This window comes from Streptomyces sp. NPDC045431 (assembly GCF_040646655.1).
In the GTDB taxonomy this organism is placed as follows: domain Bacteria; phylum Actinomycetota; class Actinomycetes; order Streptomycetales; family Streptomycetaceae; genus Streptomyces.
Window position 1 is genome coordinate 125,937 of record NZ_JBEZAQ010000012.1, and the last position, 15,974, is coordinate 141,910.

General features: G+C 75.2%; 9 protein-coding genes. 8 read left to right on the top strand and 1 reads right to left on the bottom strand.

All coding sequences use genetic code 11. The annotated features are described in order from the left end of the window. Positions 1-35 precede the first annotated feature (35 nt). Entirely contained in the window at positions 36-2,606 is a 2,571-nt protein-coding gene (locus tag AB0A69_RS23330; protein ID WP_361425152.1) for an alpha-L-arabinofuranosidase C-terminal domain-containing protein, read from the bottom strand. Positions 2,607-2,766: 160 nt separating this feature from the next. On the opposite strand from AB0A69_RS23330, the gene AB0A69_RS23335 reads away from it, so the two are divergent. The 8 genes from AB0A69_RS23335 (at position 2,767) to AB0A69_RS23370 (ending at position 15,957) form a co-directional block, all read left to right on the top strand. Then, positions 2,767-4,836, top strand: a complete 2,070-nt coding sequence (locus AB0A69_RS23335; RefSeq protein ID WP_361425155.1) for a SpoIIE family protein phosphatase — start codon at positions 2,767-2,769, stop codon at positions 4,834-4,836. Further along, positions 4,836-5,861 carry a PHP domain-containing protein gene (locus AB0A69_RS23340; protein WP_361425158.1) on the top strand — a complete coding sequence of 342 codons (1,026 nt, stop codon included), beginning with the start codon at positions 4,836-4,838 and terminating at the stop codon, positions 5,859-5,861. The genes AB0A69_RS23335 and AB0A69_RS23340 overlap by 1 nt, the downstream gene beginning before the upstream one ends. Before the next feature lie 34 nt (positions 5,862-5,895). Beyond that, positions 5,896-6,375 (top strand): hypothetical protein, encoded by a 480-nt coding sequence (locus tag AB0A69_RS23345; protein ID WP_361425161.1) that lies wholly within the window; start codon positions 5,896-5,898, stop codon positions 6,373-6,375. A gap of 180 nt (positions 6,376-6,555) precedes the next feature. Continuing rightward, positions 6,556-8,694: an FG-GAP-like repeat-containing protein gene (locus AB0A69_RS23350; RefSeq protein WP_361425164.1), complete on the top strand. Its 2,139-nt coding sequence runs from the start codon at positions 6,556-6,558 to the stop codon at positions 8,692-8,694. Between the two features lie 207 nt (positions 8,695-8,901). Then, complete coding sequence (locus AB0A69_RS23355; protein WP_361425167.1) at positions 8,902-9,357, top strand: CU044_2847 family protein; 456 nt, start codon at positions 8,902-8,904, stop codon at positions 9,355-9,357. Further along, positions 9,354-11,576, top strand: coding sequence for a trypsin-like peptidase domain-containing protein (locus AB0A69_RS23360; RefSeq protein ID WP_361425170.1), 2,223 nt, complete (start codon positions 9,354-9,356; stop codon positions 11,574-11,576). The genes AB0A69_RS23355 and AB0A69_RS23360 overlap by 4 nt, the downstream gene beginning before the upstream one ends. A gap of 28 nt (positions 11,577-11,604) precedes the next feature. After that, positions 11,605-12,642, top strand: coding sequence for an AAA family ATPase (locus AB0A69_RS23365; RefSeq protein ID WP_361425173.1), 1,038 nt, complete (start codon positions 11,605-11,607; stop codon positions 12,640-12,642). A gap of 3 nt (positions 12,643-12,645) precedes the next feature. Then, positions 12,646-15,957: an SAV_2336 N-terminal domain-related protein gene (locus tag AB0A69_RS23370; protein ID WP_361425176.1), complete on the top strand. Its 3,312-nt coding sequence runs from the start codon at positions 12,646-12,648 to the stop codon at positions 15,955-15,957. Positions 15,958-15,974 lie beyond the last annotated feature (17 nt).

The following is a 15,974-nucleotide window of genomic DNA, read 5'->3' on the forward strand; positions in this document are numbered from 1 at the left end:
GTGCTCCCCGGCCAGGGTAGTGAACTCCCCCTCCCCTATCCGGTCTTGATCCTCAGGAAGGTGACCGAGTGGGCCGGGAAGGTGTGGGTGAACTGCCGTCCGATGCCGCGCAGGGTGGACTCGCGCGGCTGGATGGGCCGTGCGTCGGCGGTGTTGACGGCGTCCGGCGCGCCCTGGAGCGTGGTCAGCCGGGCCGTCGGGGCGACCTTGTCGGTGCCGAGGTCGACGCGGGTCCGGGCGGGCGTGGCCTGCGCGTTGACCACCTTGACGACGAGGTCGCCCTTGTCCCGCGTCACCACCTGGCGGAAGGGTTCGGCGGTCTTGTCGTCGGTGAAGGAGCCCCACTTCCTCCCGTCCAGGTAGAGGGTGACCTGGCGGCCCCGCACCTGGACGTGGAGGTCGTACGTCCGGCCGGTCTCGATGGTGGTGGCGTCCTCCAGCAGCGTCTGCTTGCCGCCGTCCACGGACTCCTCCACGGCGGAGCGGGTGTTGCCCCAGCCGCCGAGGTTCCACCAGTAGTGGTTGCCGGTGTCGCGGACACCGAAGGCGACGAGGAAGCCCTCCCTGCCGGACTTCTTGGTGGCCTTCACCCGCAGGTCGTAGTCGTGCCAGCCGGGGTCGCCCGCGGTCACCAGGGTGTTCTCGGCGGCCGCGTCGGACTGCACGAACGCGCCGTCCGCCACGGCCCAGTCGCCGCGCCCGGCGGCGCGGGTCCACCGGGCGTCCCCGGCGGAGAAGTCGTCCTTCAGCAGCGTGGTGCCGTCCGCGCCGGTGACCTCGACGTCGTCGTACGCGGCGCTCGTCGCCCACGTCGACAGGCCGACGGCGCCGGAGATCGGGCCGGAGACGGCGGGCGTGGTGGAGGCGCGGCTCGGGACCACCCGGTCGCCGGTGTTGTTCATGAAGAGCTTCTGCACCTCGTAGCTGGTCGAGCCCCAGGAGCGGTGGTTGTCGAACCAGATCATGTCCGGCCGCCACTGGTTCTGCTGCACGTCGGCGAGGAGCGGGGCGTAGGAGGCGAGTTTGACGACGTCGGCGTTGCGTTCCAGGCCGGTCATGTAGGCGGCTTCGGCGAGGGCGTTGGAGAAACGGTTGTCGAGGGACGCGTACTCGCCGAGGAAGACCTTGGGGCCCTGGCGGTCGTAGGAGTCGTAGCGGTCGTTGTTCTCCAGGAACCACTGGGGGCTGTTGTAGTAGTGCTCGTCGACCATCGCGACGCCGGCCTCGCGGTTGAGCTGCCAGTGGCGGTCGAAGACGGCGCCGGCGTCGTCGGGGCCGGAGTTGGAGATGACGGTGATGGCCGGGTACTTCGCCGCGATGGCCTTGCGGAACTCGGTGAAGCGGGCGAAGAAGGCGTCGGGGAGGTTCTCCTCGTTGCCGACCGCCAGGTGGGTCAGGCCGAAGGGCCTGGGGTGGCCCATCGCGGCGCGCTTGCGGCCCCATTCGCTGGTGACCGGGCCGTTGGCGAACTCGATCAGGTCGAGGGTGTCCTGGATGTGCCGCTTGAGGAGGGCCGGATCGTCGGTGGCCTGGTTCTGGCCGCAGCCGGTGACGAGGGCGGGGACGACCGGCAGCGGCATGGCGCCGAGGTCCTCGGCGAACTGGAAGTACTCGTAGTAACCGAGCCCGTAACTCTGGTGGTAACCCCAGAAGTTGGCGTTGACGGCGCGCTGCTCGACGGGTCCGATGGTGTCCTTCCACTGGTAGGACCGCTTGCGCTCCCAGTGCGGGGCCTCGTACGCCTGGTGGCTGCCGGTGTTGACGAGGCAGCCGCCCGGGAAGCGCAGGAAGCCGGGCTTCAGGGCGGCGATCTTCTCGGCGAGGTCCTTGCGCAGGCCGTTCGGGCGGCCCTTGTAGGTGTCGCGGGGGAAGAGCGAGACCATGTCGAGGCGTACGGTGCCGGTGCCGGCGGCCGTGACGGCGAGGCGCCCGCCGGTGGTGGTCACCTTGGGGACGAGCGTGCCGGTGTACTTCGCCCAGCGGTCGCCGCGCGCGGTGAGGTTCAGGGGCGCGGACAGGACGGTGCCGTCGGCGGCGCGCAGTTCGGCGGCGAGGCGGGTGCCGGAGGGGCGGTCGGTGCGGGCCCAGACGGAGAAGTCGTAGCGGCGGCCCTCGGTGAGGGCCATGCCGGCGCCGTAGCCGCTGTTGACGATGCCGAGGCGGCCGGTGGCGGTGTTCGCCGGGGCGAGGTCGAGGCGCAGGTGATGGCGGTTGCGCTCGTGGAGCCGGTGGGCGTCGTCGGCGACCCGGAGCTCGCCGTCGGCGCCGCCGGCGGCGGTGCGCTGCCAGGCGGTCAGCGGGGTGTAGGCGGGGTTGTCGGCGGGGCCGTACTCGAAGGAGCGGTTCTGTACGAGTTCGGCGTACAGCCCGCCGTCGGCGGCGTTGTTGATGTCCTCGTAGAAGACGCCGTACAGGGTGCGGTCGATCTCCGGGCCCGCGCGGTCGGGGTCGACCGTGAGCGAGTAGTCGGCCGGCTCGGCCGCCGCGGGGTTCTGGGCCCGGGCGTCGTCGGCGTGGGTGGCGGGCGCGGTCAGCACCGTGCCGGCGAGGAGGGCCGGGAGGAGAGCCGCCAGCGCAAGGCGGTGCCTCGGCCGTGTGCGTGCCATGGGTGTGCTCCTGGAAGCTTCGATTGTTCGAGATATCGGACATTGACCAGGACTTCGAACAGACCTTAGGCAGGGGGCGTGAACGCGTCAACGGGCTGGACACGAACGCCCGGCTCCGATGCCTTGGCGTTCCCGCGTGACGCACTCGACAATGAGGGTGATGACGGACAACCGGGCACACAGCGGCGAGATCGGCACGCCGGAGCGCCTCGCCATGAACCGCACCGGCAGCTTCGACTGGGATCTCGACGCCGGGACGATCGACGTCGACGAGGCGGGTCTGCTGGTGTTCGGCGTAGCCCCGGGCACGTTCGACTCCCGGCCCGCCTCCCTGGTGCGCCGGCTGGAGCCGGAGGAGCGGTCGCGGCTGGAGTCCGTGATCCGGGAGGCGCTGAGCAGCGGCCGTCCTTCGTACGCCGCCCACTTCCAGATCCCGCTGGACGACGGGTCACCGCAGTGGACGCACGTCCAGGCGCGCATCCTGCGGGGCGCCGACGGCCGGGCCCACCGGATCGTGGGGATCGTCCGGGACACGACGTTCGAGGTCACCCACTCGGCGTTCGTCGTGGAGCTGGAGAGGCGCCGGGAGCGCCAGACGAACATGGTGGAGCGCACCACACAGGCGCTGTCCCGCGCGGTGACCGTCGACGACGTCACCGCCGCGCTGACCGGCCCCGGCGGTCTCGCACGGCTCGGCGCCGACGGGTTCGCGCTGGGCCTGGTCGAGAACGGCTCACTCAACATCATCGCGCTGAGCGGCGAGTCGCTGGACGCGCTGGAGGAGCTCCGGGTGCAGCGGCTGGAGCGCGGCCTGCCGCTGGCCGAGACGGTGCTCAGCGGGCGCCCGCTGTTCTCCAGCTGCTTCCAGAACCTGATCCGCGGCTACCCCGCCCTCGCCCCGTACGCCGGACAGCTCCGCTTCCGGGCCGCGGCCTACCTGCCGCTGGTGGCGCAGGCCCGCACGCTCGGCGGGATGGCGCTGTTCTACCGCAGCCGCACCGCCTTCAGCGCGGACGAGCGCAACCTCACCCTGGGGCTGGCGGCGATCGTGGCGCAGTCGCTCCAGCGCGCGATCCTCTTCGACGAGGAGCGGGAGGTCGCCACCAGCCTCCAGGCCGCCATGCTGCCGCGCCGCATCCCCGCCGTGGAGGGCGGCGAGATCGCCGTGCGCTACCACTCGGCGTGGAGCGGTCGCCAGGTCGGCGGGGACTGGTACGACGTGATCCCGCTGCCCCGGAGCAGGGTCGGGGTCGTCGTCGGCGACGTCCAGGGCCACGACACGCACGCGGCCGCGATCATGGGCCAGCTGCGCATCGCCCTGCGCGCGTACGCCGGTGAGGGGCATGCTCCCTCCACGGTGCTGGCGCGGGCCTCCCGGTTCCTCGCCGAGCTGGACACCGAACGGTTCGCCACCTGTACCTACGCGCAGGCCGACCTGGGCACGGGCACGGTCCGGGTGGTGCGCGCCGGCCATCTGGGGCCGCTGATCCGGCACACCGACGGACGGGTCGGGGCGCCGAAGGTGCCGGGCGGGCTGCCGCTCGGGGTGGCGTCCGTCTTCGGGGACGAGGAGTTCCCGGAGACACGGCTCGACCTGGTGCCCGGCGAGACGCTGGTGATGTGCACCGACGGCCTGGTCGAGCAGCCCGGCGTGGACATCGGCGAGGGCCTGGCCGCGCTGGAACGGGCGGTGAGCAGCGGCCCGCCGGGCGCGGAGGCGCTGGCCGACCACCTCTCGGAGCGGTTCTGGGAGCGGTGGGGCGCCGGCGACGACGTGGCGCTGCTGGTGCTGCGGCGCAGCCCGGATCCCGGCACGACCCGGGCGCCGCGCATCCACCAGTACATCCACCAGGCGGACCCGCAGGGCCTGTCGGAGGCGCGGGCGGTGGTGCGGCGGGCGCTGCGCGACTGGGGGATGCGGGAGTTCGCGGACGACGCGGAGCTCGTCACCGGCGAGCTGCTGGGCAATGTGCTGCTGCACACGGAGGGCGGCGCGGTGCTGACCCTGGAGGTGCTGCCGGAGCCGGTGCGCCGGGTGCGGCTGGCGGTGCAGGACCGCTCCAGCGCGTGGCCCCGGCGGCGTTCGCCGGGCGAGGCGGCGACGGGCGGGCGCGGGCTGCTGCTCCTGGACGCGCTGGCGCTGCGCTGGGGCGTGGAGCCGCGCGGTGAGGGCAAGGCCGTGTGGTGCGAGATCGGCCCGTCGGCCCGGCGCGGCCCGGGAGCCGCGTGATGGACCCCGTCGAGGCGCTGGACCGGATCGCGTTCCTGCTGGAGCGGTCGCAGGCACCGACGTACCGGGTGCGGGCCTTCCGTACGGCGTCGGCGGCGCTGTCCGCCCTGGGCGACGGCGAGGTGGCCGAACGCGCGGCGGCCGGGACGCTGGAGCGGGTCAAGGGCGTCGGGCCGAAGACGGCGCAGGTGGTGCGCGAGGCGCTGACCGGCGAGGTCCCGGCGTACCTGAAGCGGCTGGAGGAGGAGGCGGGTGAGGCGGCCACGCTCGGGACGGAACTGCGGGCGGCGCTGCGCGGCGACTGCCACCTGCACTCGGACTGGTCCGACGGCGGCAGCCCGATCGAGGCGATGGGCCGGGCCGCGGCGGCGCTCGGCCACGAGTGGGCGGTGCTCACGGACCACTCGCCCCGGCTGACGGTGGCCCGGGGTCTGTCGGCCGAACGGTTGCGGGAGCAACTGGACGTGGTGGCGGAGCTGAACGAGCGGTGGGCGCCGTTCCGGCTGCTGACCGGCATCGAGTGCGACATCCTGCTGGACGGCACTCTCGACCAGGAGCCCGAACTCCTCGACCGGCTCGACGTGGTGGTGGCCTCCGTCCACTCCAAGCTGCGGATGGAGGGGCCCGCCATGACGCGGCGGATGGTCAGGGCCGTCCGCAACCCGCTGGTGGACGTGCTGGGCCACTGCACCGGCCGGCTCGTCGGCGGCAAGCGGCCGGAGTCGGCCTTCGACGCGGACGCGGTCTTCGCGGCGTGCGCCGAGTCGGGCACGGCGGTGGAGATCAACAGCCGCCCCGAGCGCCTGGACCCGCCCCGGCGGCTGCTGCGCCAGGCGGTGGCGGCCGGGGTGTTCTTCGCCGTCGACACCGACGCCCACGCTCCCGGCCAGCTGGACTGGCAGATCATCGGCTGCGCCCGCGCCGAGGAGTGCGGCGTACCGGCCGACCGCGTGATCAACACCTGGTCGGCCGACGACCTGCTCACCTGGACCCGCACCCGTCGGGCACCGCAGAGGGCGGGGTGAACCGCCCTCTGCCCGGTGTGGAAGGCTGCGCGGCATGGATGAGACGGACGCGGACGATTTCAAGAAGCGGGTCGAGGACGCGTGGGAGTGGTGGGGCGCCGCCATCGAGGAGTCGCAGGAGGGCCGCTGGGTACGCGACGCCGTCGAACGCGAGGTGCTGGCGGACATCACGGCCGCGACCAATCCCCTGCACGACGGACGGCTCCCTCCCTTCCCCGAGGACAGCTGGCACGTGCGGATCGGGCGGGTCGCCAACTGGGCCGGCGCGCTCCGGCTGGCCGCCCGGGCGGGCGGCTGGGAGCTCCAGCCGATCGCCGGGCGCACCCCGCCCCAGCCGGCGGGCATGGCGGAGCTGTTGTCCGGCATCTACGCGGTCGGCCGGCAGGGCGAGGTGTGGTCGAAGCAGCTCCTGAGCGGCGGCGGGCCGCCCGCGGAAGCCGACATCGCGGCGGCCGAGTGCTTCCTGCACGGACCGGGGTCCATGGACGATCTGCAGCAGTTCTTCTACGACTGAAAGCTCCGAAAACCGGTTCGAGTGACCGCTCTGTCTGCTGTTAGGCTCCTTGATCACTGGATGTGCATGGGGAGAAGAAGCAGCCGGGAACCGGGGGACTTCACACACCAAGGCGGCACGCGAACCGCGCGGGCCGTCGCCTCGCCATGCCTTGACCACCGGTATGGAGAGATTTTCCACATGGGCAGAAGCAGGCTCATCAGCGCGGCCGTGGCGTCCACGCTGACCCTGGGGATCGTCGGCACGGGGGCCGCCGTGACCGTGGTGGCGGCGGCGCCGGCCGGCGCCGCCACGCCGAGCGCGTGGGGCGGACCCGCGGCGCTGACGGAGGCGGGCGTGCACCACTCCGTGCACGACGTGCGCATCACCGCCAACGGCACCGCCGTCGCGGTGTGGAGCCGGGACGCGGGCCACGGCGACCAGGAGCTCTGGTCCGCCACCCGCCCGGCGCAGGCCACCGCGTGGAGCGCCCCGGTCCTCGTGGCCGCCACGAAGGGCGAGGTGTACTCCGCCGAACTGACCGCCGGCACCGACGGTTCGGCGACGGTCGCCTGGCACCACTGGGGTGGTTCCGGCTACACCCTGAGCTCGTCCACCCTGCTCGCCGGGGCGGCGTCGTGGACGCCCGCCGCGCAGGTGTCGACCGTGGCGCATCCGGCCGGGTACGCCCTCGCGAGCGGCCCCGGCGGACGCCTCGTGGCGGTGTGGGGCAGCTTCGGCGACCCCGCCCAGGGCGACGCGACCAGGGGGCTGTACGTCTCCGAGCGCCCGGCGCCCGGCGCGGCCTGGTCCGCGCCCGTCAAGCTGTCGGACGTCCTCGCCCTCACGCCTGCCGCGACGGTCGGACCCGACGGCACCGTCACGGTGGCCTGGGCGGACGACTTCGCCGACGACCGCCTCCGCGTGCGGATCACCTCGCTGGCCCCGGGCGCGACCGCGTGGGAGACGCCCCGGGGCGTCGAGGGGACCGATTCCGCGCTCGTCGGCGACCTGACCCTGCAGTCGTCCGCGTCGGGCGCCACCCTCCTGAGCTGGTCCGAAGGCCGCGACACGCACCGCTTCGCCTACCGCCCCGCGGCGGGCGCGCCGTGGGGCGCCTCGGAGACGGCCCCCTCCGACGGGCGTCCGTACGCTTCCGGCACGCCTCAGCTCGGCCCGGACGGCGCGGTGACGGCCCTGTGGAAGGACTTCTCCGCGCTGCGTACGGCGACCCGTTCGGCGGCCGGTGCCTGGTCGGCGCCGCACACTCTGACGGAGTCGTACGTCGGTGGGATCTGGTCCCCGAGCGTCGGCGGCGACGGGACGGTCACCGCCCTGTGGACGGGCGGCGACGGAGAGCTGACGGTCGCCCAGCGCACGGGCGGCGCCTGGGGACGGCCGCTGATCCTGGGCCGGATCGACGCGGCCGCCGGTCGCGGCCACAGCGCGACCGGTACCGACGGCCGGGCCGTCGTCCTGTGGAACCGCACGACCGGGACGACGGACAAGGGCGCGGAGATCCACCAGGTGTGGGGCGCGGCCACGCTGCCGCCCGCCCCCAAGCCGCCGACCGCCGCCAAGCACCGCGACCACGTCGGCGGCGACGGCCTTCCCGATCTCTACGCCCAGAGCGCCACGGGCGCGCTCACCGTCTACCGGGGCACCACCGCCGGTACCGTCTCCACCCGTGTGGGCGCCGGCACCTGGCCCGCCGACACGACCTTCGTCCCCTTCGGGGACCTGGACGCCGACGGCGCCAACGACACCCTGGTGCGCACCGCCGCGGGCGACCTCCTCCAGTACAGCCCGCCGCGGGGGCAGGCCGTCACGCCGGAACTGCCGCACACGCGGATCGGGACCGGCTTCACCGATGTCGACGCCCTGACGTACTCCGGTGACTTCAACGGCGACGCCCTCCCCGACCTGGTCGCCCGTCAGACCGCCACCGGCGACCTGCTCCTCTACACCGGTACCGCGCACGGCACCCTCTCCGCGGGCGTCCGCATCGGCACCAAGTGGAAGGGGCTCACCATCGTCGGCGCGGGCGACCTCAACAACGACAAGAACGCCGACCTCCTCGCGCGGACCGCCACGGGAGACCTCTACCGCTACAACGGCACCGGCAAGGGCACCATCGGCGACGGCGCCAAGATCGGGTCCCGCTGGGGCGCCATCGTCGACTTCGTCGGCATCGGCGACCTCAGCGGGGACGGGAACGCCGACATCCTGGGGCGCCACACCACCGGTGACCTCTACCGCTACAACGGCACGGGCAAGGGCGCCATCGGCGACGGCACCAAGATCGGCACCGGCTGGAAGTCCTTCACCGGCATCCGCTAGTACCCGGAGCCGGCCGGGAGCCGGATTGGCCGACCGGTCCGAACGAGCCGGTGATACGGGGTGGTTGGGCGGTCGGGCGCCTCACAGCGTCCGGCCGTCCGCCGACCGGCGCCGCGGCGTACCGGAACTGGCTGGTTTTGTAGCGGAGTTGCGCGTGCTTGCGGAAACCCCGACCAGCCCGCGTCCATGATCGGACACAATGGCGGCATGCCCGAATACGCAGAACTCGATCTCGCCGGTGCCGCACTGCGGGTGGAGCTGTCCGACACCGGAACACCGCCGGCCGGCGGCGGCCCGGCCCCGGAACCGGGTGACGGGCCGGACCTGCCCGGTGGGTTCGGCACCGCCAGGCCCGTGGCCCGCGGCGGGGGCCGCACGGCGGCGCTCGCGGTCGACGCCCTGCGCACGGCGTTGCGTCCGCTGGGCCCGCTCCTCGAAGAGGTGCACACGGCGGTGGTGAGCGCGCCGAACCCGCCCCAGGAGCTGACGGTGGAGTTCGGCGTCCAGATCGGGCAGGACCTCAAGCTGGGCATCGTCGGCGCCAACGGCAACGCGACGATGACGGTGTCGGCGACCTGGCAGCACGGTGCCGGACTGCCCGCCGGAGCCGAGCACCCGCGCCACCCGCAACACCCTCAGCACCCGCAGGACCGGCACGGATGACGTGGTTCCGCCGGCCGGCCGCCGCCGGCACCCGCGTCTCCCTGCTCTACGAGGGGAGCGCCAAGGCCGCGGGCGCCGCCGCGCTCCTCTCCCCCCGCCGCGTCCTGACCTGCGCCCATGTCGTCAACGACGCGCTCGGCAAAGACCTGTACGCCGCCGAGCGCCCGGCCTCCGCCGGGCCGCTCACCGTCGCCTTCCGCGGCTCCGGCGCGACGGGCCACCGCACGGCGACCGTATCGGTGTGGGTGCCCCCGCAGCGGCGGCCCTCGGCGCTGGAGTGGGAGGGCGACCTCGCCGTCCTGGACCTCGACGAGCCGGCGCCCTCCTGGCTGCGGCCGGTGGTGTGGCGGGACATGGAGGAGGGCCAGGAACTGCGTGCCTGGCACGGCGGCGGTGAGGCGATCACCTTCGCCGACATCGTCGTCCGCCTGAAGGAGGGCCGGTACGGCTACCTCGACGGGCGCCTGTCGGGGGCGGCCATCGGGCCGGGCTACAGCGGCGGTCCGCTGTGGACACGGGACGCCTCCTCGGTCGCCGGGCTCGTGGTGGCGCACCTCATGCCCGACGAGACCCAGCCGTTACGGGCCCAGCAGGCCGTACGGCGCAGCTGGGCGGTGCCGTGGCAGGCGGTGCGCGAGGAACTGGCCCGCGCCGGGGCGGCCGACGTCCTCGACGAGTGCGCCGTCACGGGTCCCGCCGACCGGGGCCCGTGGTTCGCCGGACCGGACGTGGCGCGTGCGGCGGCGGGGCTCGCTCCCGTGCTGCGGGCGCTGCTGGACGATCCCGGGCGGCGCGCGGACCACGCCCGGACACTGGCGGCCGGGCTGGGCCGCCCGGTGCCGCCGCCCGAGGAACGCGCGGCGCCCACGGTCGAGGAGCTCGCGGAGTTCCTGGCCACCGAGGAGCGGGCCCTGGCGACGCTCACCGAGTCGCTGGCGCCCGCGGTCCGCGGCCCGGCCGACCGTGAGGCGCTCGACAGCCTGCTCGCGCTGGGGCGGCTGGAGGAGAACGTCCGGCTGCTGTCCGTCGGGGAACACCGCAGCCTGCTGGAGGACCTGCGCCGGGTCACCGCCGCCGACGCCACGCTGGTGCCGCGCGCCGCCCGGGAAGCCCTGCGCTACATGGTGCTGCCGGAGCCGCTGGCGGCCTCGGGCCGCCTGACGGAGGCCGACCTCGACGCCGTGGTGCTGAGCCTGGAGGGGTACCCGGACGGCCCGGCGCCCGACGGGGGCGCGCCACCGGTGCCGGCGCTGTTGAGGCTCGCCGCGTTCGTGGCGTCGGCGGCGCCGGACCGGCAGACCGGCGGCTCCCTGCACGGCTGGTGCGACCGGGTCGCGCAGCGGCTCGGCATCAGCCCGGTCGCCCTGGCGGAGCGCCGCGCCGACGCGGCGGGCTGGGCCGCGCACCGCTCGTCGCCGGTCAGCCGGATCGTGCTCCGGCTGACCCCCGAGGGCTCGGCTGCGGAACACCTGGGCGGCGCGGGCCGCTACCGGTGCCGGGTGGGCCTGGTGCGCCAGGACGGTACGGCGTCGACCGTCGCGGCACCGGAGGGCGCGTGCGCCCCGGAGGAGATCGGCCGCCTGGTGCGCGAGGCGGCGGAGGGCGGCCAGGGCGACGACCCGTACCCCGTCACGCGGGTGGACGTCGTCGTGGGGCGCGACGGGCTGCAACTGCCGGTCGACGGCTGGGACACGGGCAACGCCCTCGGTGACCTCTTCCCCGACCTCGGGGGCCTGCGGCTGGCGCTCGGCGCCAAGTACCAGGTGGCGCTGCGCTGCCCGGAGATGAGCCGCCGCTCCCCGCGCCGCGACGCCGAGATGCGGCGCCGCTGGGCGGCCGGGCACCCCGGCGTGCTGGTCGTCGACGAGACCTCGGCGACCCTGCAGCAGCTGTACCAGCGGCTGGAGACGAGCCACAAGGACGTCGCCGGGGTGGTGCTGCACGGACCGCGCGAGGAGCGGGACCGGCTGCTGGACCTGTGCCTGGCGCTGGGCGTGCCGGTGGTGCTCTGGGACCGCGAGGCGGACGGCCACGCGGACGCGGCCCGGCTCGACGCGCTCGCGCCCGCCGGGCCGCTGCACCAGTTGCCGGAGCGGGTGCGGGAGTTCCGGGAAGGGGTCTTCGGCTCCTCGGTCGCCTCGGCGGCGCGGCCCGCGCTGGTCTGGGAGGACGACGGACTGCCGGTGCCGGACTCCCTCGAACTGCTCGACCCCTCGTGACTCGGAACGGAACGGAAGCGAACGGCTGATGACGGTGAACGGTCCCGGCGCGGGACGCGAAGACGGTGACGGCGGCGGCGCCGGGGCGTGGCGGCTGTTCCGGGGTGACGGGCGGCCCCGTACGCCCGTGTTCCCCGAGGCGCCCCCGTGGCGGCGGTTCAGGGGCTCGGCGGACGGCGGGCCGCGCCGCCCGCGCCCGTACCTGATCGGTCCGGCCGAGGCGGACGTGGTCAACGCCGCCCTGCTGCTGCGGCGGCCGCTGCTGGTCACCGGGCAGCCCGGCACGGGCAAGTCCTCGCTGGCGCACGCCCTCTCCCACGAGCTGTCGCTCGGGCGCGTCCTGCACTGGCCGGTCAACAGCCGTACGACGCTGCAGGACGCGCTCTACCGGTACGACGCGATCGGCCGGCTGCGCGAGACGAACCTGCGGCGCGACCGCGACCTCGACGGGGACGGCGCGCCGGACGAGGACCCCGGCATCGGCTCGTACGTGCGCCTCGGCCCGCTCGGCACGGCGCTCGTGCCGTCGGAACGGCCGCGGGTCCTGCTCGTCGACGAGCTCGACAAGGGCGACGTCGACCTGCCCAACGACCTGCTGAACGTCTTCGAGGAGGGCGAGTTCGAGATTCCCGAGCTGGCCCGGCTCCCCGAGGAACAGGCCCGGGTACGGGTGATGACGGCCGATCCGCACTCCTGGACCGAGGTCGTACGGGGCCGGGTGTGCTGCGCGGAGTTCCCCGTCGTCGTCATCACCAGCAACGGCGAGCGGGACTTCCCGCCCGCCTTCCTGCGCCGCTGCGTACGGCTCGACCTGCCGGAGCCCGACGAGGAGCGGCTGCGCGCGATCGTCCGGGCGCACCTGGACGCGGCGGGCGCCGGGGACGGCGGCGGCGCCGGGCTGGACGGCGTCGACGACCTCATGCGCGCCTTCCTCGCCCGCCGGGCCCGCGGCGAACTCGCCACCGACCAGCTGCTCAACGCGGTCTTCCTGCGCCGGGGCGGTGTGGACCTCGACGCCGACGGGCTGCTGGACGCCGTGCTCCACCGGCTCGGCGGGACGGTGTGACCGGTGCTGGAGCGGGTGCGGGACGTCCTGGCGGACTGCGGGGCGGAGCTGTCGGCCGAGGAGCTGCTGGACGCGCTGTGGCTGGCGACGCGGCTGCCGTCGGCGGCGGCGTCCGCGGGTCCGCTCCCCGGCGCGGCCGGGCCGGCGTCCACCGGTGAACCCCCGCACGGCCCGGAGCCCCGGGACCCGGGCCCGGACCGGACCGGACCTTCGGGCGAGCCGCCGGAGGCTCCCGGGCCGTCGGAGCCGTCCGATGCGCCGCCGGGCGGGTCCGGGGCCCTGCACGCCGCGCCCGTTCCGGTGGCGCGGCGGGAGCGCTCCGCCGCCGAGGTCCCGGCGATGCCGGTACGCGCTCCGGGCGAGAAGGCGCTGGGCGGTGCCGAGTTGCGGCTGGGCCGGGCGCTGCGGCCGCTGCGGCACCGGCGCCCGGACGCGCTGCGGTGGGAACTGGACGTGCCGGCCACGGTCGCCGTGATGGCCGAGACGGGGCTGCCGGACGCGGTGGTCCGGCCGGCCGTGACGCGCTGGCTCGACCTGGTGATGCTCGTCGACGACGGCGTGTCCATGCTGCTGTGGCAGCGGCTGGCGGCCGAGGTACGGGTGCTGATGGAGCGCAGCGGGGCGTTCCGGGACATCCGCGTCTTCGGGCTGGACAGCCGGAGCCCGGGCGGCCCGCGGCTGCGCCACCGCCCCTTCGGCGACGGGCCCGCCACGCTGTCGCTGTCCACCGTCGGCGACCCGTCCGGGAACACGCTGCTGCTCGTGGTGAGCGACGGCGTGGGCGCGGCGTGGCGCGACGGCCGGATGCACGCCGCGCTGGAGCGGGCGGCGGCGACCGGTCCGGCCGCGGTGCTCCAGGTGCTGCCGCCGCGGCTGTGGGGCGGCTCGGGCATCCGCGCCGAGCGGTGGAAGGTCACCACGCGCCGCCGGGGCGCGGCGGGCGGCTCCTGGCAGGTCGCGGATCCGGTGCTGCCGCCCGAACTGGCCCCGTTCGACGGGATCCCGGTGCCGGTGCTGGAGGCGACGCCCGCGTCGGTCGGCGCCTGGGCGGCGCTGATCGGATCACCCGGGGGCAGTGCCGTCCTGCCGCTGCTGGCCCGCCCCGGGACGGACGCCGGGGCTACGCCGCCGGGGGCCGACGGCACGCCCGTACGCGCGGGTGGGGAAGGTACTCCCGAGGCGGTGCTGCGGTTCCGGGAGGCGGCGTCCCCGGAGGCGTACCGGCTGGCCGCGCACCTGGCGGCGGTGGCGCCGCTGCCGGTGCCGGTGATGCGGCTGGTGCAGGGCGCCATGTCCCCGGCGGTGGACACGAGCCACCTGGCGGAGGTCTTCCTCGGCGGGCTCATGCACCGGGACGAGCGGGGGGCGCGCGGTCTGCCGCACCACCGTGAGTTCGACTTCCGCGAGGACACGCGCCGGATCCTGCTCGGCACCGTTCCACCCGCCGAACTGGTGCGGACCACCAGGGCGGTGACGGCCCGGCTGGCCCGACTGGCCGGGGCGTCCCCCGACTTCCCCGCCTGGCTGCCGCACCCGGAGGGGCCGGAGCGGGTGGCCGTGGACGGGCCGCGTCCCTTCGGCTGGGTGGACGAGCGGGTGATGCGCCGGCTCGGTGTCGCGGCGCCCGCCCCGGCGGCCGGGAGGACAGCGGCCGTCCCCGCGCCGCCGGCCCCGCCGACCGCCGGTCCCGAGGGGCCGTGGGACCGGCCGGACGTACCGCTGCGCCTGACCGGATCCGACTGGGCGCCCGTACGCCCCGGTGACCCGCGTTTCACCGGGGCCCACGAGCTGCCGTACACGGTCTTCGCCGAGCACCGGCGGGGGTGGACGGGCCTCGGGCTGTTCCTCGCGCTCGACGGCGACGGCACCCCCGTGGTCATCCGGCGCATCGAGGGACCCGCGCTGCGCGGTACCGACCTGGTCGCCCGGGAGGTCGTCGCGCTGAACCGGATGGCAGGCGTCCACGCGCCCCGGTTGCTCGCCCACGACGCCGGTGCGGTCCAGCCCTGGGTGGCCGTCGAGTGCGCCCGGGACGACGAGGAGGAGCCCGGGCCGGCGCCCGGTCTGCGGCGGTTCGTGAGCCGCTACGGGCCCCTGCACGAGGACGGCCTGCTGGCCATCGCCCGCCAGTTCGCGAACGGCCTGGTCCGGGCACATCGCAAGGGCCTGGTCCATGGCTCGCTGGTGCCGGGGAACGTGCTGATCGCCGGCCACGAGGTGCGGATCACCGGCTGGCTGACCGCCACCGTGGCGGACCGGCCGAGCAGGCACCGGAAGGTGTTCGCGCGGGAGCAGCCCTACCAGGCACCCGAGCTGGCGGACCCGGCGGTGGCGCCGACCCCGGCCTCCGATGTCTACGCGATGGGCGCCATCCTGCTCGCGGCCGCCTCCGGTGAATGGGCGGACGCCCGGCGCGAGGGCGGGCGGGAGGCGGAGCCGATCGCCGGCGCGCGGCTCGCCGAGGCCCTGCTCGACTGCGTCGATCCCGCGCCCGAGCGGCGCCCGACCGCCGAGGAGGTCCTGCACACCCTGAACGACATCGCCCACCGCAGGGGCTCGCAGCGGCACCGGCTGCGCGTCGTGCTCGGCCGGGGCGCTACGGGCCGGCCGGTACGCGTGGACCTGGCCGGCCCCGAGTCAGGCGGCAGCGGCCCGCACATGCTCTGCCAGGGCGCTCTGGACGTGGGCCGCCGGGAGTTCCTCGACACCGTGCTGCGCCAGCTGACCGGGCGCAACCCGGCGGACGGGCTGCGCCTGCTGCTCGCCGACTTCACCGGCCGCAGCGGCCTCGAGCGGTACGCCGACCGGGCGATGAGCGGCGCCGCCCTGGGGCTGTCCGGCGTGCCGTCCCGGGCGCTGGACCTGCGGGAGCGGCTCGTCGCCGAGCTGGGTCTGCGCGAGGGCGCGCTGGCGTCGGCGGAGTGCCCGGACATCGCGGCGTACGAGGCGCGGCGGAGTGCCGAGCCGGGGGTGCCCGCCCTGCCGCGGCTGGTGGTCGCGGTCGACGAGGTGACGGAGATCCTCCCCCGGCAGCCGGAGCTGAGCAGCGTGCTGCTGCGGGTGGCGCGGACGGGCGGGCGGCTCGGGATTCACCTGCTGCTCGCCACGCGCAACGAGGTGCACCCGTGGTTCGCCCGGTCGTTCCTGGAGTACATCCCCACGCGCGTCACGCTGCGCACGCGCCGGGTGGGGCTGCCCGCTCCCCATGACGTACCGGACGGCGGGCGTCTCGCGCACGCCTCGTGGCCCGAGGAGGTGTGGTTCGAGCCGGCGCCGGGGGACGCACGGGAGACCCTGGGGACTGTCGAGGGGTGACGCCCTATCACGGGGGG